General features: G+C 61.9%; 22 protein-coding genes. 7 read left to right on the top strand and 15 right to left on the bottom strand.

The window, feature by feature from the left end:
* Positions 1 to 96: 96 nt before the first annotated feature.
* From WA904_RS17620 to WA904_RS17605, 4 genes are all read right to left on the bottom strand, one after another.
* Positions 97 to 1131 carry a VWA domain-containing protein gene (locus WA904_RS17620; protein ID WP_425198427.1) on the bottom strand — a complete coding sequence of 345 codons (1035 nt, stop codon included), beginning with the start codon at positions 1129 to 1131 and terminating at the stop codon, positions 97 to 99.
* A 136-nt stretch (positions 1132 to 1267) separates the two neighbouring features.
* Positions 1268 to 1900 (bottom strand): dihydrofolate reductase family protein, encoded by a 633-nt coding sequence (locus WA904_RS17615; protein ID WP_425198426.1) that lies wholly within the window; start codon positions 1898 to 1900, stop codon positions 1268 to 1270.
* 122 nt (positions 1901 to 2022) lie between these two features.
* A complete protein-coding gene (locus tag WA904_RS17610; protein ID WP_425198425.1) occupies positions 2023 to 2469 on the bottom strand; it encodes an SRPBCC family protein in 447 nt (148 codons plus the stop codon).
* A gap of 372 nt (positions 2470 to 2841) precedes the next feature.
* Positions 2842 to 3822, bottom strand: a complete 981-nt coding sequence (locus WA904_RS17605; protein ID WP_425198424.1) for a Bug family tripartite tricarboxylate transporter substrate binding protein — start codon at positions 3820 to 3822, stop codon at positions 2842 to 2844.
* A gap of 281 nt (positions 3823 to 4103) precedes the next feature.
* On the opposite strand from WA904_RS17605, the gene WA904_RS17600 reads away from it, so the two are divergent.
* From WA904_RS17600 to WA904_RS17590, 3 genes are all read left to right on the top strand, one after another.
* On the top strand, positions 4104 to 4874 hold the full coding sequence (locus WA904_RS17600; protein ID WP_425198423.1) for a tetratricopeptide repeat protein: 771 nt from the start codon (positions 4104 to 4106) through the stop codon (positions 4872 to 4874).
* A gap of 96 nt (positions 4875 to 4970) precedes the next feature.
* Entirely contained in the window at positions 4971 to 6266 is a 1296-nt protein-coding gene (locus tag WA904_RS17595; protein ID WP_425198422.1) for a c-type cytochrome, read from the top strand.
* Positions 6267 to 6566: 300 nt separating this feature from the next.
* Positions 6567 to 6887, top strand: a complete 321-nt coding sequence (locus WA904_RS17590) for a hypothetical protein (RefSeq protein WP_425198421.1) — start codon at positions 6567 to 6569, stop codon at positions 6885 to 6887.
* A 129-nt stretch (positions 6888 to 7016) separates the two neighbouring features.
* On the opposite strand, the gene WA904_RS17585 is transcribed toward WA904_RS17590, so the two are convergent.
* From WA904_RS17585 to WA904_RS17555, 7 genes are all read right to left on the bottom strand, one after another.
* Positions 7017 to 7667: a hypothetical protein gene (locus tag WA904_RS17585; RefSeq protein WP_425198420.1), complete on the bottom strand. Its 651-nt coding sequence runs from the start codon at positions 7665 to 7667 to the stop codon at positions 7017 to 7019.
* Between the two features lie 100 nt (positions 7668 to 7767).
* Entirely contained in the window at positions 7768 to 8313 is a 546-nt protein-coding gene (locus WA904_RS17580) for a hypothetical protein (protein WP_425198419.1), read from the bottom strand.
* Between the two features lie 125 nt (positions 8314 to 8438).
* Positions 8439 to 8954 (bottom strand): GNAT family N-acetyltransferase, encoded by a 516-nt coding sequence (locus WA904_RS17575; protein ID WP_425198418.1) that lies wholly within the window; start codon positions 8952 to 8954, stop codon positions 8439 to 8441.
* Between the two features lie 263 nt (positions 8955 to 9217).
* Positions 9218 to 9805, bottom strand: a complete 588-nt coding sequence (locus tag WA904_RS17570; RefSeq protein WP_425198417.1) for a hypothetical protein — start codon at positions 9803 to 9805, stop codon at positions 9218 to 9220.
* Positions 9802 to 9969, bottom strand: a complete 168-nt coding sequence (locus WA904_RS17565; RefSeq protein ID WP_425198416.1) for a hypothetical protein — start codon at positions 9967 to 9969, stop codon at positions 9802 to 9804. The genes WA904_RS17570 and WA904_RS17565 overlap by 4 nt, the downstream gene beginning before the upstream one ends.
* On the bottom strand, positions 9966 to 10322 hold the full coding sequence (locus tag WA904_RS17560) for a VOC family protein (RefSeq protein ID WP_425198415.1): 357 nt from the start codon (positions 10320 to 10322) through the stop codon (positions 9966 to 9968). Before WA904_RS17560 ends, WA904_RS17565 begins: the two co-directional genes overlap by 4 nt.
* Before the next feature lie 34 nt (positions 10323 to 10356).
* Entirely contained in the window at positions 10357 to 10638 is a 282-nt protein-coding gene (locus WA904_RS17555; RefSeq protein WP_425198414.1) for a DUF4389 domain-containing protein, read from the bottom strand.
* Positions 10639 to 10822: 184 nt separating this feature from the next.
* On the opposite strand from WA904_RS17555, the gene WA904_RS17550 reads away from it, so the two are divergent.
* From WA904_RS17550 to WA904_RS17540, 3 genes are all read left to right on the top strand, one after another.
* Complete coding sequence (locus WA904_RS17550) at positions 10823 to 11446, top strand: DedA family protein (RefSeq protein ID WP_425198413.1); 624 nt, start codon at positions 10823 to 10825, stop codon at positions 11444 to 11446.
* A complete protein-coding gene (locus tag WA904_RS17545; RefSeq protein WP_425198412.1) occupies positions 11443 to 12909 on the top strand; it encodes a pyridoxal phosphate-dependent decarboxylase family protein in 1467 nt (488 codons plus the stop codon). The genes WA904_RS17550 and WA904_RS17545 overlap by 4 nt, the downstream gene beginning before the upstream one ends.
* 74 nt (positions 12910 to 12983) lie before the next feature.
* Positions 12984 to 13400 carry a nuclear transport factor 2 family protein gene (locus tag WA904_RS17540; RefSeq protein WP_425198411.1) on the top strand — a complete coding sequence of 139 codons (417 nt, stop codon included), beginning with the start codon at positions 12984 to 12986 and terminating at the stop codon, positions 13398 to 13400.
* Between the two features lie 27 nt (positions 13401 to 13427).
* Here WA904_RS17540 and WA904_RS17535 read toward each other — a convergent pair whose 3' ends face one another.
* From WA904_RS17535 to WA904_RS17520, 4 genes are all read right to left on the bottom strand, one after another.
* Positions 13428 to 15071, bottom strand: a complete 1644-nt coding sequence (locus WA904_RS17535; RefSeq protein ID WP_425198410.1) for a hypothetical protein — start codon at positions 15069 to 15071, stop codon at positions 13428 to 13430.
* Positions 15072 to 15233: 162 nt separating this feature from the next.
* The gene (locus WA904_RS17530; protein WP_425198409.1) at positions 15234 to 15842 is read right to left on the bottom strand and encodes a YdeI/OmpD-associated family protein; all 609 of its coding nucleotides are present in this window, start codon (positions 15840 to 15842) and stop codon (positions 15234 to 15236) included.
* 189 nt (positions 15843 to 16031) lie between these two features.
* A complete protein-coding gene (locus WA904_RS17525; protein ID WP_425198408.1) occupies positions 16032 to 17312 on the bottom strand; it encodes a phospholipase D-like domain-containing protein in 1281 nt (426 codons plus the stop codon).
* Between the two features lie 51 nt (positions 17313 to 17363).
* The gene (locus WA904_RS17520) at positions 17364 to 17573 is read right to left on the bottom strand and encodes a DUF3606 domain-containing protein (RefSeq protein WP_425198407.1); all 210 of its coding nucleotides are present in this window, start codon (positions 17571 to 17573) and stop codon (positions 17364 to 17366) included.
* Between the two features lie 326 nt (positions 17574 to 17899).
* Between WA904_RS17520 and WA904_RS17515 the strand changes: the two genes are divergently transcribed.
* Positions 17900 to 20036: penicillin-binding protein 1A (locus WA904_RS17515; RefSeq protein ID WP_425198406.1), on the top strand; the 2137-nt coding region annotated here is incomplete at its 3' end.

Below are 20036 nucleotides of genomic sequence, written 5' to 3'. Positions count from 1 at the left end.
CCTATGGGGCAGTTCTCTGAGGGCGCGTGGTAGTGATGTGGTGCTGGCGCCCGGATGCCCAGAGGTTTCATTGGATGCTCGGCTGACCTCAGGTCCTCACACAACGCGCCGAAACCAGAGCAGCGACAGAACCCCCGCCGCCAGAGCAAGCACCGCCGAGAGCAAAGCTAGCAAGGCCGTGACTTCCGTTTCACGCGTCTGCACCTGCACCCGCGACCCCAGGTTTTCGTAAACGCTGCGCAGCGCTTCCGCTGTGCCCGCATGGTGGTATTCGCCACCGGTCATGCGTGCTACCTCGCGCAGGGTGGGTTCGTCCAGTTGCAGGTAGATGGGCATGTCTTCGGTCATCGCGCCGTTGCCGCCCACCCCCAAGCCGATGACGTAAATGCGCACGCCCCGGTCTGCGGCCATCTTTGCCGCTTCCAATGTGTCCACCCCCGTGGTGCGGCGGCCATCGCTCAGCAGGATGATGGCCGCGGCGTCGTACGAGCCCGGCGCCACGGGTGTGATCTGCCGGGGCGGCGGTTTGACCTTGTCGTCCAGGCTGCGCCCGCGCGGCTTGCTGCCGAAGGTCATTTCCTCGAGGTTGATGCCCTGGTCCGGAAACAGCTCGGCCAGGCTGGTCACGATGGCGCTGCCGACGGCGGTCCCGATCTGCATCTGGAATGCGTCGATCGCCTTCACCAATGTGGGGCGCTCCAGCGTGGCGGCCTGCGCTACCTGGCTGCTGGCTGCAAAGGTGACCAGCCCGACTTCGATGTTTTTTGGCAGCTCGCTCAGGAACAGCTTCGCCGCATCCTGCGCGGCCACCATGCGGGTGGGCTTGACGTCGCTGACCTGCATGCTCAGAGAAACATCCATCGCCAGGATGATGGTGGAGCGTGCCCAGGGCAGCGGCACCCGCGCCATGGGACGCGCCGCAGCCAGCAACAATCCGGCGAAGGCCAGCAACAGCAGGGCGGGTGGCACGTGCCGCCGCCACTGGCGCCCGGCGGTCGCGGCGCGAACATGGGCCATGCTGCTGTAGCGCACCGCCAGCTTGCCCTTGCGCCGCAGCAGCCAGAGGTAGGTCACCGGCAGCAGGGGCAGCGCCAGCATCAGCCAGAGGTATTGGGGCCAAAGGAAAAACATGGAGCCGTTATCTTGCTCCGGAAGCGGCCGGCGGGCAACCGCTCCGAGCAGCCCAGCATCTCAGCCGCAGGAATGACGGCGACCCCTCGTCTGAGCGCCTGTTTACACCGGAGCTTTTGCCATCTGGCCGGTCAGGTTAATTCCTGGCGGCTGGCTCGGCCTCGCCAATCGTGCCGAGCACAATCTCCCCGGCTGGAACATAGGTGCTCATCACTACGCCGGTTTTTGAAACCTTCGAATCCACGACGCGCAGTGCACCTGGCTTTGCTCCGCTTTCAAACAGGCGCTTGCCGTGGCCGAGCACCACCGGGTAGGTCCACACGTGGTATTCGTCAATGAGCGAAGCGGCTTGCAGCGTCTGGATCAGGTTGCCGCTGCCTATGATTTGAAGATCGAGTCCGGGCTGGGCCTTGAGCGCGGTGAGGGCTGAAACGACATCACCGTCCAGCACAGACGAATGGTTCCATTCCAATGACTTCAAGGTGCGGGAGGCCACGTGCTTTTTGGCCGCATTGAAGATCGTGGCGATCGGATTGTCCGCCGGCTGGTGGGGCCAATAGGCCGCGAAGATGTCGTAGGTTCGGCGGCCGAGCACAAGCTCCCGGTTTTTGCCATCGAAACCTGCCGCCGAAAGGTCCACCTCTGCGTCCAGGAAGGCGAACATCCAGCCACCCAGTGTGAAACCTCCGCTGGAGTCTTCGGTGAGGCCTCCGGGTGCCTGCATGACGCCGTCCAGCGAGACGAATGTGGATGCAATGAGTTTTCTCATACAGCTCTCCTGTGATTGCATGACGTTGGTATGCAAGAACGATATTGGTCAGTCATCGAGAGCTCGATGCTGCAACCTTGAGCGGGCGCAGCATACCGCAGCGCCCGACTCGCGCCCCGCGATCACTGATTGATTTCCGCCTCGACCAGTTGCCCCAGCAGCACCAGCGACTGCTGCCAGCCCACGTAACACTGGTCCGCGGGAATGACGGCGGGTATGCCTTCCTGCACGATGTTGATTTCAACCCCGGCGGACACGGCCTTGAGCGTGATGGAGGTCACCATTTCGCCCGGCAGGTTCTTGTCGTCGAAAGCGCTGGTGTAGCTGATGCGCTCGTTGGGCACTAGCTCGAGGTATTTGCCGCCGAATGACATTTCGCCTTGTGTGGTGAAGTTGAAGAACGACATCCGCCAGCCGCCGCCCAGCTTGACGTCCATCTGATGGACCTTGCCGGTGTAGCCGTTCGGCGGCAGCCATTTGGCCATGGCATTGGCATCGAGGAAGGCGCGGTACACACGATCGGGGGTGGAGCGCAGCACGCGGTGAAGTTTGACTGTATTGGTGGACATGACAGGTTCCCTTAATTAAGAGCAGAGGAAAGGCCCTCTGACCATACGACGATTCGGCGTGCCCGGAATCGACAGCCAACGGCAGCAAAGGCCAAATAAAACGCAACAAAAGGCAACAAGGGCCTGCACAGCCAGCCGTCACCTGGTGTCAGTTGCTATGGAATATATAGCTTGTTCCGCACGCCCAATAAGGGCTGGAGGCCGATTTCTATATGAAGAAGAGGGCGGATCCCGGCTGCAGGCCGGGATGACGGAGCTTGTTCGGGTGGCCGGTGCCAGCGCCCGACCGGCAGGATGGCGGGACGCTACCGCCCCGTCAGGTCAGGCCACCGCAAAGCATTGGAAGCGGGCCGCGCCACCCGTTCGGGCCAGTCATTCAATCTTGATGTTGCCCGCCTTGATCACGCGTGCCCATTTGTCGATTTCGGCCTTCTGGAACGCGCTGAGTTCGGCGGGTGTCATGCCGGACGGCTCGATGCCCTGGGCCACGAGTTTTGATTTGACCTCAGGATCGTTGATGGCCTTGATCATCTCGGTGGAGAGTTTGTCCACCACAGGCTGCGGTACCCCGGCAGGCGCGAAGATGGCCTGCCACGACACAATCGCAAACCCCGGCAGCGTTTCTGCCAGCGCGGGAACCTCGGGCAGCGCCGCCGAGCGTTTTTCAGAGGTCACGCCCAGCGCGCGCAGCTTGCCGGCCTTGATGTGCGGCAGCGCCGGTGCCAGGTTCTCGAAGATGACGTCGGCGCCCTGGCCGGCCAGGATGGCGTTGAGCGATTCCGCGCTGCTTTTGTAGGGCACGTGCACCATCTTGCTGCCGGTCAGCTGCTCGAAGAGCGCGCCCGACAGATGCTGCGAGGTGCCGTTGCCCGACGACGCGTAGTTGATGGTGCCCGGCTTGGCCTTGATGGCGGCCATCACGTCCTGCAGCGACTTGTAAGGGCTGTCGGCGCGCACCACCAGCACGTTGGGCATGGAGCCGATCATGGTGATGGGCTGGAAGTTCTTGACCGGGTCGTAAGGCAGCTTCGAATACAGGCTGACGTTGATGGCATGCGAGCTGATGGTGCCGCCCTGGATGGTGTAGCCATCGGGCGGCGCCTTGGCCGTGATGTCGGAACCCGTGCCGCCGCCTGCGCCGGGCTTGTTTTCGATGACGAAGCTGGTGCCCAGCGCCGGGCCAGCCTTGAGCGTCACCAGCCGCGCCAGCACGTCCGTGCTGCCGCCCGGGCCGAAGGGCACGATGTAGGTGATGGGTTTTGAAGGGTATTTGTCCTGCGCCAGGACAGGCATGCCGGCAAGGGTGAGGGCGGCCACCGTGGTGGACGCGGCAAGAAGGGCGCGACGATGCATGGGATGTCTCCTTTGTATTGGTTGCGCGTGATCCTCAACCCGGCGGCTGCAGGGAATGGTGCCGACACCATGAACAAATAAATGTGCGCCAAACCGCCGGATCGCGAGCGGTCTGGTTTCCTGCGTAGGGTATTGAACTCCAACTGAGCCCCGGCGGTATTCGGGATGTCCCCACCCCTTGCGCCCCGCATGGCCATGCCAAGCATCGCGCGCTAACCCTCATAGGCGCGAGCCCATGGCTCGCGTATCGTCTGGGGTGTTTTTGGATGGGAGGAATAAAAATGATCAGATTCAGCAAACTTTCGTTGCTGCTGTCCGCAGCTGCATTCACTCTTTCTGCCTTTGGTCAGCCGGCGCCGGCTTCGCCGCCCGCAGCAGAGGCTGCTCCGGCGGCCGTTCGCAACCCGGAAGACGTGGCGCTGGAGCAGCAACTGGTCCAGGGTGTAGGGCTCATGCGGTCAGGTCGGCCGGTTCAGGCCATCACCGATCACTTTGACAAGGTCATCGCGGCTTTTGAACTTCGCTTCAAAGACGACAGCCGAAAGTTCTACACCGCGCGCTGGCACATGGATTCCCTGGCCTACATGCTGGAGGCGGCTACATCCAGGGAAGAGCCCAAGAGGGGGGCTGTCGTGGTGTCTTCACTCTGGTCGGACGCCTGGTACCTGAAAGGCTACGCGCTGGTGGAGCTCCGGCGCATCGGCGAGGCCAAAAGCGCCCTGGAGTCGGCACTGGTTCTGGCGCCCAGAAACTCGCAGTACCTTGGTGAACTGGGCAATCTGTACCTGGGCATGAGGGACTGGCCTTCGGCCTTCGCAACCTTCGAGAAGGCAGAAGCTGCCGCCAGGGAGTTTTCACCGCCCGAGGTGAAAAATGCAGAACTGTCGCGCGCCTGGCGAGGCATGGGTTACGTCTACATCGAACAAAACCGCCTCGATGAAGCCGAGAAGATGTACCTGCAGTGCCTGGACCTGGACAGGAACGACCAGCGGGCGAAAGGGCAACTGAATTACATTGCCAGCGTTCGGGCGAAGCGGGCTTCGACACTTTGATGATTGGGCCTGGCGACCAGCGATTTTGACCATACCTCAGGGATGAACCCGAATGGGACGCCCCGCATAATCTGAGAACAACAAAGGGAGGGTGCAATGCGGTGGATTACGGCAGTTTTTCTGGGCCTTTTGTTCTGGGGACAGTCTGGTTTGGCCTCGGCGGGCGATGCGGTTCGGGCTTTCGCTTCCGAACTGATGCTTCACGAAAGCAAGCAGATACTGCAGCCGGACCGGGTGGTCAAATATTCAGATCCTGAAGGCGGCGCTACGCTGCGCGCGCTGTTGGCGCCGGCAAGGACTGCCGCCGTTCTCGATGACTACTTTGCGGAGTTTGTAAAGGGCACGGCCCAGCCGGACGTTTCAAAGCTTGCCGGGCCGCTGGTCAAGCGCTACGAGAAAGCTTTCTCTGCGGATCCCCGTGCCTATGAAGAGGAATATCTTGATTCCCTGAACTGGATCGTAAGCACGCTCGAGGGCAGTGCCAGAGTCGCCTCCGAAAACATGAAGAAGAATGCTGCTGTGCCCAGCGCCGATGCTGAAGCCGTGCATAAAGTTCTTGAGAGCCTGCAGAGCTTGTCTGACACCATGATGAAAATGGTTGTGCAGGTTATCAAGGAAAAGGTGAACAGTGGTGTCTTTAGCGCAGCGGGGAAAGAACGTGCGCTTTCCATGGCCGACCGTATCAACGCCACCCTGAGGCCTGTGCCAGCAGTGGCTGAAAACCGGATCAGTCTGCGCAACGTAATGGATGGCAAACAGGTGTATGACGCTCAATGTGCGGCCTGCCACACAATCGGCATAGCGGGGGCACCACGGGCCGGCAACGTGTCTGCGTGGAGGCCCCTCATCGCTTCAGGTTTTGATTCGCTCGTGCGGTCAACCTTGAAGGGTAAAGGCGCGATGGCGCCGCAGGCAGGGGGAAATCTTCAGGATTTTGAGATCGCCCGCGCGGTGGCTTATCTGGCGAATATGTCAGGAGGGGTATTTAAAGAACCCGCTTTGCCAGCAGGACACACGGGTACTGTGACAGTCGTACCCCCTCCGGTTCAAGCTGTTCAGAAGCGTCCACCTGAAGTGCCCCATGCAGTCATGACAGCAGCCCAGCGCATGCAGTTTGGGCAACGTGTGTATCGGACAAACTGTGCCGCCTGTCATCAAGCGGATGGCCAAGCCGTGGGCCCTATCAAAACGATGGTTAACGCGCCAGCATTCAGGGGAAATGCGACCGCTATCGATCTCCTCCTCTTTGGCTCAGGCCGTGGGGCCATGCCGCGCTGGTCCATGTTGAGTGACGAAGAGATTGCAGAAGTCATTAACTACTCACGCGCCCGGTTCGGGAGTGTGAAGATCGATCCCGCGACACCCGCGCAGGTGCGCGCGCGACGGAGGTGAGCCCATACGGTCGGTTTTGGTATCGATCAATCTTTCGATCAGGCCGCCAATTCGCAATCGTCTGCATCCTTGAAGTGAAAATGCCGCCTGCCCGCTGTCGCCTCACATTGCCATGGCAATCATTGCGCGCTAACCTTCATAGGCGCAAGCCAACGGCTGGCGTATCGTCTGGAGTATTTTGGAATGGGAGGAATAAAAGTGATCAATTTCGGAAAAGTCTTGTTTCTGTGCGCCGCCGTATTCAATGTCTCTGCCTTTGGGCAGGCACCGGCGGGTTTGCCGCCTGGAGGGGCCAAGCAGATGGTTCCCCTTCCTGTGCCGGTCTTGCTCACCAAGGCCGAAGAGCGCAGGGCGCAGATACTTGCTGAAACGCCTGAGCAGGAAGCAGAGGAGCAGGCCAAAGTGGTCGAAAAAATCGGGAAATCCGAATACACCTGGCGCGTGTGTGACGATGAACTGCATTCGCAATTCATCTTCGCGCAGCTGACTTCCCCGGGTGCAGCCTCAAAATTTGACGGAAAAACCGTTGGTGAAGTTTGTTATTCATGGCTGGGCACCCGCAAGGCGTGGAAAGCCAGCATTCTTCAGGAAGGGTGCCGCAAACGTTGCGCGTTTTACTAGCGGCCGTTAGCGTCGAAGGTCGGCCCAATTCCGTTTCTAACCAAACACGCAGGCGAGTGACCGTGCTGCTGGCTCTACAGGTCAAGTCGTACGGACGATCTCGTCTCTGGCTATTCCCGGCGTCTGCAGCTAATTGATCGGTAGCTGCGCGACCACCTGGAGCTGGCTGATGACCGGTGTACCGTATTTGGCCCAGTTTTCGTTCCAGGTCGCCTCGGGGCTTTCGAAGGTAAAGATGTGCATGCTGTCGGTCACGTTGTTCGCGAGAATGAACTTGTGCACGATGACGGGCTTCAGACCGGGCGGCGCGTCACGGTAGCGGAAGACAGTGCGGTCATAGTCGCCGCTGGACTTCACATCGAGCATCAGCACCTCTTCCCTTTTATGCGAATCCAGAATGGGCTTGAGAAAAAGCGCTACCGCCTTCCTGGCTTCAATCCCCCGCAGTCGCTGGGTGCCGCTGATGACCTGTACCGTCAGGCCCATTTCAAACTGCCGGCTTTCGGAAAATGGCTCCGGGCTCGTGGCGTAAGTGGCTATGGGGAAGGCGCCGGCGACAGGCTTGGCCTCCTGCTCGTGCCAGCCAGCCGGTTTCAGGAACACCGCGTTCTTGTAGAGCTGCCAGCTGAAACCCGCTGGAGGCGCAGGCAACTGCGAGTTGATCGCGGCTCGCACCTGTTCCGGCGTGGGCGCGGCGGCGGGGCCGGGTTGCGCGGCAGCGAACGGGGTGGCTGTCAGAAGCGCTGCAGCACACCATGAAAGTATCTTGTTGATATTCATCTCTGCTCCCTTTGTTTTTTGCGATTATTGCGGCTTCGAACCGTTTTGCACACGAGCCTCGTCAAGCTGTTTCTTCTGCGCTCCATCTGGAAACCCGGCGTCACTCAGCCGGAATAAATCCTGCCTTGCTTAACTCCGAGAGAATCCGGTCGGTGAGGATGGCCGAGAGTTTTTCGCCGCTCAGGTCGCCGGGCACTGACGATTCAGAAATTTCTGCGGTCCATTGCGGTTTGGTGCGGTCGCTGGTTTTGACCGAAATTTCCAGTTTGAGAATGAGGTCATGGCGGTTCGGACTTCCCAGAGCTGACACCGGTTTGATGAAAACCGTTTCCTCTGCGCCACCTTTCACGCCCCGCTTTTTGAATGCGGCAATGAGTTGTTTGGGGACACTGTTTCCAAGCTGCCTTGTCAGTTGCTGGGTGTCTTCATTCACCTGTTGCAGAAGAGCCGCTTTGTCTTTCTCTGCCGAACTCCTGAAGGTGAACACGCCAACACTCGGCGGGCGACCCAGATAGTAGGTAATCTGGGCGGCCCGCAATTTTTCATTGCTGGCTGAATTGGTTGCTGCGTATTTTGTTGGCGTGACGCAGCCCGCGAGAATGAGGGCGCAGCCCAATAAAAACGCAAGCCTGAGTTTCAAGATCATCCGGGCCTCCCCTTGTTTTGTTTTGTGCTGCCAACGCAGGTCATTCCGCAGAGCAACACTGCTTAATGTACTTTGGGCAAGGCTGGTGTGGCCCCGGGGCTGTAGCCGTTGCCTGGTGCGCCGGGTTACGACGAACTGGCACGCGTGCAAACCATCAGCAGCGCCGTGCCGTCCGGCGTCTGCACTTGGCCCACCGCGCGAAACCCGGCTTTTTCATAACAGCGGATGGCGCGTGTATTGCGCGGGTCGGGATCGGTCTGGATGTGGGTGACACCCGGGTCGGTGAACAGCCTGGCGACAAAGGCTTTCACCATGGCGGTGCCCAGGCCGCGGTTCAACTGTGCGGCGTCGGCGATGGACTGGTCGATGCCGCGCACGCCGGGGTCGGTTTCGTCTTCCCACCAGCCCTCGCCGGAACCCATGGCCACGTAGGACTGGATGTAGCCGAAGGGCTGGCCATCGAGCAGGGCGATGTGCGGCTGCACCTTGACCGGGTTGGCGATCCACGGGCCGTATTCGGCCTCGACTTCGGCGATGCTGGGCGCTTCGCCCCACCACTCGGTCCAGTGCGGGCGCGCCACCCAGTCGTGCAGCATGGGCAGGTCGGTGGTTTTCAGGGGGCGGAAGGTAAGGCGGTCCATCTCTTTTGAGGTAACGGAACAAAATCAAGCTGGCGCATCTGCCAGTCGATGCGATTTTGGGGTTGCCTTCATCGCTGATCGGTTGTGCTTAGTTGATGGGCAGCAGTGGCACTACCTGTAGCCGGCTGATGATGGGTGTGCCAAATTTTCCCCAAAGGTGCGCTTTGAGCACTTGCCACATTACTGCATGCTATCAATGCCGCGGCAACCCACTGCCTCCTTGGTTTGCGGTTCATTCTGTTTTCCTTGTCAGAATGCTGGATTTACTTGGGCGGGAAAATGGGGGCTACCTGCGCCACCAGATGGTCAATGTATTTGACCTGGCATGCCTCGCGATTGGCGTATTGGCTGTTGGAAAAACAACTCACACCGTCTGCTGCATACACCTGGTTAAACATCATCCTTGGGGGCTTGTTCTCACCTATCCCGTCAAGTGCATAGAGCGAAAGATCCCACGTACGGTTCCACACGCTCCCATTGCTCGGGGTGACTATCAATTGCGTGATCTGATGTACAGCTACATGCGTGAAACCCTGCACGTGCAGTGTGGGAGTCGATTTGTCGGTATGAATTTTGTATTCAGCTGTACCGCCCAGCGCCTCTATCCGCTTGATGAAGGCCTTGCCTGCAAGGTTGTACTCGATCTCAATATGCTTTCCTGTGCGTTCCGTGTATCTTTCCCATTCAAGGGGTACCTGAAAGACCAGCAGGATGCGGGGCGGCGTGGTGGCCGATCGCTCTACGGTACCTGTGTGCCGTCCCACAGAGGGATCTTTGACCGACATGCAGCCGCTGAGAGCGAACGCGGCGAAGAGAGGCAGTGCCAGGGCCAACAATCTGGGGCATTTCATTTTTGCTGTTCTTTCCGGTTGGTGAATCGTGATGGGGCCATAGCGTAAACGATGGGCCGGACATTTCCTGCCGGTGGGAGTATTGCAAGGTCGGCATGGTGCCTGGTCAGCCATTGCGCCCATTCGGCCTGCAAGGCAAATTGCAGCGATTCTTCGTCTTTCATTCTTTGGACCACACCGCGAGCTCGTAACCGTCGGCATCCGTGAAGTGAAAGCGCCGCCCGCCCGGGAAAGTGAAAATGTCCTGGCAGATGGTGCCGCCGGCCGCCAGCACGCTATCGCGCGCGGCTTCGAGTTTATCGGCGTAGAGGATGACCAGCGGGCCGCCGGCGGGCGAGGGCGGTGCCGTCGTGGTGAGCCCGCCTTTCATGGCGCCGTCTGAAAACTCGGCGTACTGCGGGCCGTAGTCGGTGAAAGTCCAGCCGAAGGCTTTGCCGTAGAAAGACTTGGCCTTGTCGATGTCACGAACGTTCAGTTCGATGTAGTTGATGCGGCAGTTTTCGGGGGCGGTGGTCACGGGCAATCCCTGGTGGTTGCGATCCCCATGTTAATCACAAATCCCCGGCCGGCCAGTCACTGAAAGGGAAGGGTGTGGCTTCGGTGGCAAAGGAGACGAAGGCCGCAATCTGCGCCAGGTAGCGGCCCACGCTGCGGCCAAAAGTTTGCAGGCGCGCATTGGGCTCGTCGGTGAAGATGGCAAACGCCAGCTGTAGCAGCGCGACGGCTACCAGCACCCAAGTGGCGAGCTGGAAGGCTACACACATCAGCAGCATGAGCAGGGCGCGCAGCCAGAGTTTGCGCGGCGGAATGGTGGTGAGGGCGTTGTCTGTCATGGTCGGGCTCCTTCAGGTTGGATGGAAATACTGCCTGTGAACACGGGTCAACGGCTTGACGTGTGTCAAGCACTGTAGCGGGCTGCTGCGGGAAGCGGCCTTGCAGTATGGCCTGCAGTGGGGAAAACCAGCTGTTCCGCTTTTTCTCTGGCGCAACACTGAACCAGGCATCAGAATAACGCCCATGTTCGATTCCGCCATGGCTTTCCTGCAGTCGCTGCAGGGCTTTCCCGCTTATGCGCTGCTGCTCGCGCTACTGTTCAGCTGCGGCATAGGTGCGCCCATCAATGAAGACATCCTGCTGCTGGCTGCGGCGGCGCTCACGCTCAAGGGGGTGATGGAGCCGGTGCCGCTGATGGTGGTGGCATGGTTCGGGCTGGTGCTGGGCGATGCGCTGGTGTTTCACTGGGGCCACCGTTTCGGGGCGCGGCTGCTGCGGCACCGCTACTTTGCGCGGGTGGTGCCCGAGGCACGGCTGGCTTCCATGCGGGACACCATGCGTCGCTTTGGGCCGGCCTACATCTTTGTGGTGCGTTTCATGCCTGGTGTGCGCACGCCACTGTTTTTTGCGGCCGGCTCGCTCAAGATGCCTTACCGCCACCTGTTCATTTTCGACGGCGTGGCAGCCCTGGTGGAATTGCCCCTGCTGGTTTACGGCGTGCGTTATGTGGGCGGGCGCTGGGAAGAAATCCTTGCGCTGGTGCAGCGCTTCCAGGGTGTGCTGGCGCCGGTGTTCCTGCTGCTGGTTCTGGGCATCTGGCTGCTCAGCCGCCGGCGCGCCAGGTGCAAGCAGGAGCCAGCGCCATGAGCGGGGAAAATTCGCAACCCCGAATCCGGCATGGGCTGCCGGCGCAGGGCCGACCGCAGGCCGCGGTGCTGGCCGAGCTTAAAAGCTACGGCGCACAGGACCCGGACTACAAGGCCGGCCGGCTGTGGAGCCTGGTGTATTACCTGGGCGAAGAACACGATGCTTTCATGGGCCAGGCGTACCAGGCTTTCTCGTCGGCCAACGGGCTCAACCCCACGGCTTTCAAAAGCCTCAAGCGTTTCGAGACGGAAATCATCGCGGCCGTGGCCGAACTGTTCCATGGCACGCCCGAAGTGTGCGGTGTGGTCACTTCCGGCGGCACCGAAAGCTGCCTGCTGGCCGTCAAGACCTACCGCGACGTGGCGCGCAGCCAGCGCGGTGTGACGCGGCCCGAGATGGTGCTGCCGATCACCGCACACGTGGCCTGGTTCAAGGCTGCGGAGTATTTCAACGTCAAGGTGCGCCTGCTGCCGCTCGACGAACAATTGCATGCCGACGTGCGCAAGCTGCCGGGCCTGCTGAGCCGCCGCACGGTGATGATTCTCGGCTCGGCGCCCGAGTACCCGCACGGCGGCATCGACCCCATTGAGGCCATGGGCGCTATTGCGCAAAAGCACGGCATTCCCCTGCATGTAGACGCCTGTGTGGGCGGCTTCATCCTGCCCTTCATGGCGATGAACGGGCGTGAGCTGCCGCTGTGGGACTACCGCGTGCCCGGCGTCACGTCGATCTCGGCCGACATCCACAAATACGGCTTTGCGGCCAAGGGTGCCTCCACCATCACCTACCGCAGCCTGGACTATCTGCGCCACCAGATGTTTGTCTACGAAGACTGGCCCGGCGGCGTGTTTGCTTCGCCGGCCCTGCTGGGCACGCGACCCGGCGGCGCCTATGCGGCAGCGTGGGCGGCCATGCAGCACTTCGGTGAATCAGGCTACCGCGCGCTGGCCGCGCAGACCCTGCAGGCTTTCGACGCCATGCGTGAAGGCATTGCCGGCATGCCCGAGCTGTATGTGATGGGTGAGCCCACCGGCCCGCTGCTGGCTTATGGCTCGCGCGACGCAGCCGTCAATATCTTTGCCGTGGGCGACCAGATGGATGCCAAGGGCTGGACGGTGAACCGCCTGCAGAAGCCCGACGGCCTGCACGCCATGATCACCGCCGGCCACCTGGCCGTGGTGGACGCGTATCTGCGCGACCTGAAAGACGCCGTGGCCACCGTCAAGGCCAACCCGGCGCTGGCGCAGGAAGGCAGCGCCGCCACCTACGGCATGATGAGCCACATTCCCCTGCGCGGCAGGGTGCGGCAGAAGGTGCTGGACATGTTTGTGCAGATGTACAAGGCCGGCGGGCAGCAGATCGACCTGCATGCCGCACCGCCGGTGGCTCCCGGATTCAAGGGCAGGGTGGATGCGCTGTTGGAGCGGCTGGCGCGCTGGTATGTGGCGCGCAAGCAGGGTTGAGCGCCGCACCCCAGGGGGTTGGTACACAGATTTTTGAAACACGGAGGGACTTTGGGATGTTGATGCAGCGCTTCATGGAAAACTACAAAAAGGCCTGGGAAACCAGAGACGAATTTTTGCTGGCCTCGCTGTTCACTGAAGACGGCCAGTACCACAACACGCCGTTTGCGGTGCAGACCGGGCACGCGCAGATCAAACAGTACTGGCAGCGCGTGAAGCTGCAGACCGACATCGTGCTCACCTTCGACATCCTGCACGCCGAAGCGCTGGGCGGCATTGCGCACTGGCACACCACCTACCAGGTCACCTCGGAAGAGATGTTTGCCATGTGGGCCGCCTCCACCGGCACCAGCCAGCTTGCACGCCAGCCGGGCGACCCCTTGCCACGCCTGGCGCTCGACGGCGTGGCGGTGGCCGAGTTTGAAGCCGGTGGCCTGTGCCGCGACTTCAGGATATGGTGGCATTCGGTGGTGGAGGCCCAGGCTTCCTGACTTGCCATGCCGCGCAAGCCCTGCGCCTCAGCAGCTGATTCCGTGGTGCGTCCACCAGGCGACGTGTGTGTATTCAGTGGTCATGTAGTCCACACACATGTCGACAAACCTGTCGGCGCCGTGGTGCCGGTCTGACCACAGGCGCATGGCTTCCAGGTCACGGTTCAGCGCCGCCAGGGCGTGCGCGTAACACAGCGCCGTCCAGATGATCAGCTGCACCTGCGCATCGCTCAGGCCCAATGTGTTGCCGGCGCGGGTGCGCAGCTTGACAATCAGTGCCACGGCAACGTTGGCTGCAAAGGGTGGCAAATCGGTGGTGCTTGCGAGAAACGCGGCCAGCTGGGTCCGGTTGCTGGTGTTGTAGTTGATGTCCCACACAAAGGCGAGGTCATGAAAGGCCAGGCCCTGGCCATGCGGCTTCCGGTAAACGCCGAGCAGTCCCCCGGTGGACCTGACAGGCATGAACTCGTTCAGGGCTTCAATGCCGGCCATGATCATGCCTATGCCCTCCGGCGGCCGCGCTGCCGGCGGCAGCGAGTTGCTGATGTCGGTGTAGCGGCCCAGCGTGGCCAGTGTTCTGGTCGGGTCGCCTTGAAGCGTCATGTCGTTGCCGAAGCCGGCCACGCTGCACATGGCCGAACCCACAATCATCAGCGAGCCGTCGGCTGTGCCCACGGCCAGCAGCGAAGGCCTGGCGCTGATGGCGAGGTTGCGGTCGTAGTAGGCCACCAGCTGGGCCTGTATGTCGCGGTCCAGCATGGCGCGGATGCCGGTGTCCCGGGTGTGCGCGGCCCCCAGTGCGTACACCAGCAAATCCACCGGAAGCCTGACGATCTGGTCGTGCTGGTCCAGAAACTTGAGGCCCAGAAACGGCACGTCATTGTGCGGCCGGATCATCTTGATGTCTGTCAGCTTCAGCACGGCGCGCTGATCGCGGGTGCCTTCCTGTACCTCGGTGTTTCGTGAGCCCGCAGGGAAGGCGGCCTCGAAGCGGACATCGACGTTCCAGGCGCCGTCGCCGCCGCCCGGGCGCGTGAACCAGCGCATCACGTTCATGCCGCGCATCTGTGCCAGCTCCACCACCCATGCTGCGGTGGCAGAGCCGCCATACACCGCAATGGTCTTGCCGCGCATGGTTTCCCCCCGCGGCATTTGCCAGGTGGGCGACATGAATTCGGTGCCGCCGACAACGTAGCCCTCGAGCCCCCGCACGTCCACGCCGATGTCGCCGTTTTCGCCCACCATCAGCGGGCGCGAAGGCCCGGGCCCGACGGCAATGATCACGTTGTCGCAAACAAGGGTCAGGCGCTCGCCCCACACCCGTCCGTGCACCTCGTATTGCCCGTCCGGCCGGCGGCGGATGTTGTCCACCAGGGAGCCCGGGAACTGGAAGTGGGTCTTGCTTCTGAAGTGGTGGTCCACCAGGCCCGCAAAATCACCCGCCAGCATGAAAGGCGTCCTGCCCGGTTGCGGCCGTGCGATGAAACCCCGCGTTGCGCCCAGCAGGTTGCCCGTCAGCAGGGGGGCGGGCTGGCCCATCTTGTGGGTGGGCGCGATCTGCTTCCACAGGTCCGGCCCGCCAGTGCCGACCACGGTGCCCAGGTTGCGGTTGGCAGACAGCAGATAGGCCGCTGCCGAAATTCCGGTGCCGATGACGACGGTACGAGGCATGTGTGTTCAGTTGGAAGTCTGTCGAATTTCCAGCTTTCACGCTGGAAAGCCTGGTTGGCGATTGGCTGGCAACAGTATCCCAAGGCCTGCGCCGGCTGTCATCATCAATTCGGGGGAGAGCGTGTCTTGTGCCGGGTTCGCAGTGGTCGCTCTGCCCGCCTGTCAGGCTTTCTTTTTCTTCTGGCCTTGCGGATAAACGGTTTCCCCTCGCGCCAGCATCTGCGCAAACTGGGCAATCCGCCGGGCGCGTGTTTCGGGCTTCTTGGCGCCCTGAACCCGAAACAGCACGGAGTACCGGTTCTGCGCGCTGACTGTGGCGAAGAAGGCGGACGCGCCCGGATGCGCGTCGAGGGCGGCCTGCAGATCAGCGGGCACCTTGGCGCGGCTCGCGGGCTCGTAGGCTGCGTCCCAGCGGCCGTCCTTGCGGGCGCGTTCAATTTCGGCCAGGCCCGAGGGCTGCATGTGGCCGGACTTGATGTACTCCAGCACTTTGTCGCGATTGACCTTGGACCAGACACTCCGGGCGCCGCGCGGGCTCCAGCGCTGCCGGTAGAAGTGTTCGTTCTCGGCATTTCTCTGGCTGTCTATCCAGCCGAAACAGAGGGCGACTTCCAGTGCTTCGGCGTGGGACAGCGTTGTTTCAGGCGCGCCTTTCTTGGCGTGGCGCAACCAGATGCCCCCGGAGTCGCCGTGGTGTTTGGCCAGCCACTGGGCCCATTCGGCCTGCAGTGCGAACTGCAGTGTTGCTTCTTTGTCGATGCTGGTTGGCATGGTGGGTGCGAGCCTTCACTGGCCGGGTTGTCCTCGATCGTGCCATTGTGCGGCATGGATGAGGCGCCTGCCCAAGCCGGGAGATCTGCCATGTGCAGTTTCCATTTGCTATGGAAACAGAAGCTGCCGGTGCCCGTGGTTAAAGGGGCGGAGGCATTTTTGACTATCAACTTCCGGGCAGAAGCCGTTTTACAGCACTTCATTGAACACATAGAACATGTTGTCCTTGAACTTGTGCCACAGCCCGCGCTGTTGCCATTGCTTGAGGTTTATTTCTTCGCAGCGCTGCACGTATTTTTCGAAGACGGCGTCCAGCTGTTGCGCCAGGGCGGCGTCCTTGATGCCCAGGGTGATCTCGTCGTTGGTGTCGAAAGAGCGGTCGTCGAAGTTGCTGGAGCCGATGGCGCTCCACACACCGTCCACTGTCATCACCTTCTGGTGCAGCAGGGTGTGCGGGTACTCGAACAGGCGCACGCCGCACTTGAGCAGTTTTTCAAAATTGCGGTGGCCGGCATGCTGCACCATGGGGTTGTCCGAGCCGCTGGTCGAAGGCATCATCACGCGCACATCAACGCCGCGCCTGACGGCTTCGCCGAACGCGTCAATCGCCTCAGGCTCGGGGATGAAGTAGGGGTTCTGGATCCAGATGCGCTTTTGCGCCAGGCAGATCACGGTGTGGTGAAGGATTTTCACCGCCGGGGCCGAGCCTTCGGGTTTGGCGTAAGCGGCATGAATGGTCACGTCGCCTGCAGGCGCCAGCTCGGGAAACACATCCTTGCCCACAAAGAGCTCGCCGGTTTGCCCGCCCCAGTTCTCGCTGAAGGCGGCCTGCACGCTGTGCACGATGGGGCCGTGCAGGTGCACGCTGAGGTCGGCGAAGTGTTTGCCGTCCTCGGCGTTGCCCAGCCAGTCGTCCACCACGCAATGGCCGCCCACAAAGGCTTCACGCCCGTCAATCACCACCAGCTTGCGGTGGTCGCGGTCATTCATCACGCCGATGTTGTGAAGGGCCTTTTCATGGAAGAACACCAGCTTGCAGCCGGCGTCTTCCATCTGCCTGCGTGTCACCTTGCCGACCCCCTTGGAGCCCGTGGCGTCCAGCAGCACGCGCACTTTCACGCCGGCTCTGGCCCGCTCGGACAGGGCGTCGGCCATGCGCTGGCCCAGCACACCGTCTTTCCAGAGAAAGGTTTCGAAGTGCACGTTTTTCAGCGCGGCGCCTATGCGCCCTATCAGCACGTCGAAGAAGGCGCCGTTTTCCAGCAGCTCCACCGAGTTGCCGGCCACAGCCGAACTCAGGGTCAGGCCAGCCAGTGATGGAATCAGCTCGTCGATGGACTCGCCGCACTCGATCTTCAGCTTGGGATTGTTGTGCCGCTTGATGGACCAGATGACCAGGCCAAGCAAGGTTGCCAGGCCCAGTAAAAGCGCCGCCGCACCGTGCAGCGCGCTGCCGAGGAAAGACTCCATCACGTCAGCCTGGTCCTGGCGTCAAAAAGCTTCAGCGGGTTGGGCAGGGCGTTACGCGTCGCCGGGATCACGCATGCGGTCGGCGTTGGTGGTACTGCGTGCGCCCTTGAGATGCATTTCAACGTCGGTGGCTTTGTCGCCCACGGCCAGAATCGCTTCGCGCAACTGTTCGTCGGTGACATTGAGTTTTTTGGCCCACTGCGCGCAGTTGGCCAGGTTGTTGATGTTGATGCGTTCGGGTTCTGCACCGGACTGGGTCATGAGTAACTCCTCTAACTAAGTGCATGTAGCGTAGTTCCCGCAGTACGCTCAGGGTGTAGGCCATGGTCGCGGCCGTCTGACCGTGAGGGGCCTTTGTGCGTGACCGGGCAAGGCGTACTTCGGAAGACTTACGCTATAAAAAATGTAGCTGCTTGCGCCCGTGCAATAAGGGCTGGGGCGGCATTTGGTTTACAACTTCTGCCTTGCGAGCCATTGCAGGCCCTTGCGCGCGTTTTCTGCGCCCTGGCGTTGCCTGCACCAGCCGATGGCGCCATTGCCTGCCGTCCTACAGCCCGGTCTGGCGCCGGCCCCTACGCTCGTCGCAGATGAATACGCCTCCCACGCCTTCCGCTTTTCCCCGTCTCCGGCAGCTCGGCGCGTCCGTGGCTTCCAGCTTGCGCCATCCCACCCTGCGCGGTTTAGCGTGGGGGCTGGCAGCGGTGCCGGTGGTGCTACTCCTGTATGTGCTGGCGCTGATTCCCTTTACGCCCAGCATTGACGACCTGCGCAAGATCAAGGCGGCCAAGCCCTCGGTGATCCTGTCGGCCGATGGCCAGCAGCTGAGCGTTTTCGAGCGCGCCAACCGCGACTGGGTCAAGCTGGCCGATATTTCGCCGCATGTGGTGGCCGCGCTGGTTTCGACCGAAGACGCACGCTTTTACGAACACCACGGCATGGACGTGCGGCGCACCCTGTCCGCGATGGCGAACACGCTCAGGGGCAGGGTGCAGGGCGGCTCGACCATCACGCAGCAGCTGGCACGCAACCTCTACCCCGAAGACATCGGCCGCGCGCGTACCATGACGCGCAAGATCAAGGAAGCCATCACCGCGCTGAAGATCGAGGCGGTTTACTCCAAGGACGAGATCCTGGAAACCTACCTCAACACCGTGCCGTTTCTGTACAACGCCTACGGGATTGAAATGGCGGCGCGCACCTATTTCGACAAAACCGCCGACACGCTGGACGTGCTGGAAAGCGCCACGCTGATCGGCATGCTCAAGGGCACCAGCTACTACAACCCGGTCATCAATCCCGAGCGGGCCCTGCAGCGGCGCAATACCGTGCTGAGCCGGATGGTGCGGCACCAGAAGCTGCCAGCCGCCGATCTGGCCGCCCTGAAGCAGAGGCCGCTGGCTGTCACCTTCGAGCGGCAGGAACCCGAGCTGGGCCCGGCGCCGCACTTCACCCAGCAGCTGCGGCGCTGGCTGATTGAGTGGGCCGACCGCAACAGCTACAACATCCATGCCGACGGCCTGGTGGTGCGCACCACCATTGATTCGCGCCTGCAGGCCATGGCCAACGAGGCGGTGACGCGCCAGGCCGACAAGCTGCAAGTCATCTCCGACGCCGAGTGGTCGCAAAAATCAGGCTGGACGGCCAAGGGCGCCAAGCGCGGGCTGATGTTGGCCTTTCTGCGTGACTCTGCCGAGTACAAGGCCGCGCTGGCCGCCGGCCAGACCGACGAACAGGCGTTGCAGCAGCTGCTGGCAAATACCCCCTACCTGCAGAAGCTGCGTGAAGACAAGACGCGCCTGCAGGCCGGTTTCCTGGCGCTGAACCCGGCCAACGGCCATGTGCTGGCGTGGGTGGGCAGCCGCGGCTTTGCCGGCGACCAGTTTGACCACGTGGCCCAGGCGCGCCGGCAGCCGGGCTCGACCTTCAAGCCTTTTGTGTGTGGCGCTGCCTATGAAAACGGCTCGCGCCCCTACGACGTCTTCACGGACCAGGCGGTGGATATTCCGCTGGGCGACGGCACCTTCTGGCGCCCGTCGGACGGTAGCGGCCCCAGCGGTGCACCCATGACCTTGCGCGAAGGCCTGGTGTATTCAAAAAACACCATCACCGCGCAGGTGATGCAGGTGGTGGGCCCGCAGCGTGTGGCCGCGCTGGCACGCAGCATGGGTGTGCGGCAGAGCAAGCTTGACGAGGTGCTGTCGCTCGCGCTGGGCACCAGCCCGGTGACGCTCCGGGAAATGGTGGCCAGCTACAGCACGCTGGCCAACGACGGACGCTACATCGAGCCCATGGCTGTCACGCGGGTGGAAGACCGCAACGGCCGCGTTCTGGAAGAGTTTCAGCCTGCGGTGGCGCAGGCTGCCATGTCCACCCACGCGGCCAACATGCTGGTGGATGTGATGCGCGGCGTGGTGGGCCAGGGAACAGGTGCTGCCATTCGCAGCCGCTACGGCATTCGCGCCGACGTGGCGGGCAAAACCGGCACCACGCAGGACAACACCGACGGCTGGTTCATCCTGATGCATCCGCAACTGGTGGCCGGCGCGTGGGTGGGCTTCAACGACAACCGCGTCACCATGGGTAACCGCTGGGGGCCGGGCGCCCAGAGCGCGCTGCCGGTGGTGGGCGAGTTTTTCCAGCAGGCCCTCAAGGCCAAGGTGCTGGATGCGCGCGCCAGGCTGTCGGCCCCCGCCGGCATGAGCACCGCCGCGCCACCCGCCGGGC

Source organism: Polaromonas sp., assembly GCF_049790275.1.
GTDB lineage: Bacteria > Pseudomonadota > Gammaproteobacteria > Burkholderiales > Burkholderiaceae_C > Polaromonas.
This window is presented reverse-complemented; position numbering and strand designations above follow the sequence as displayed.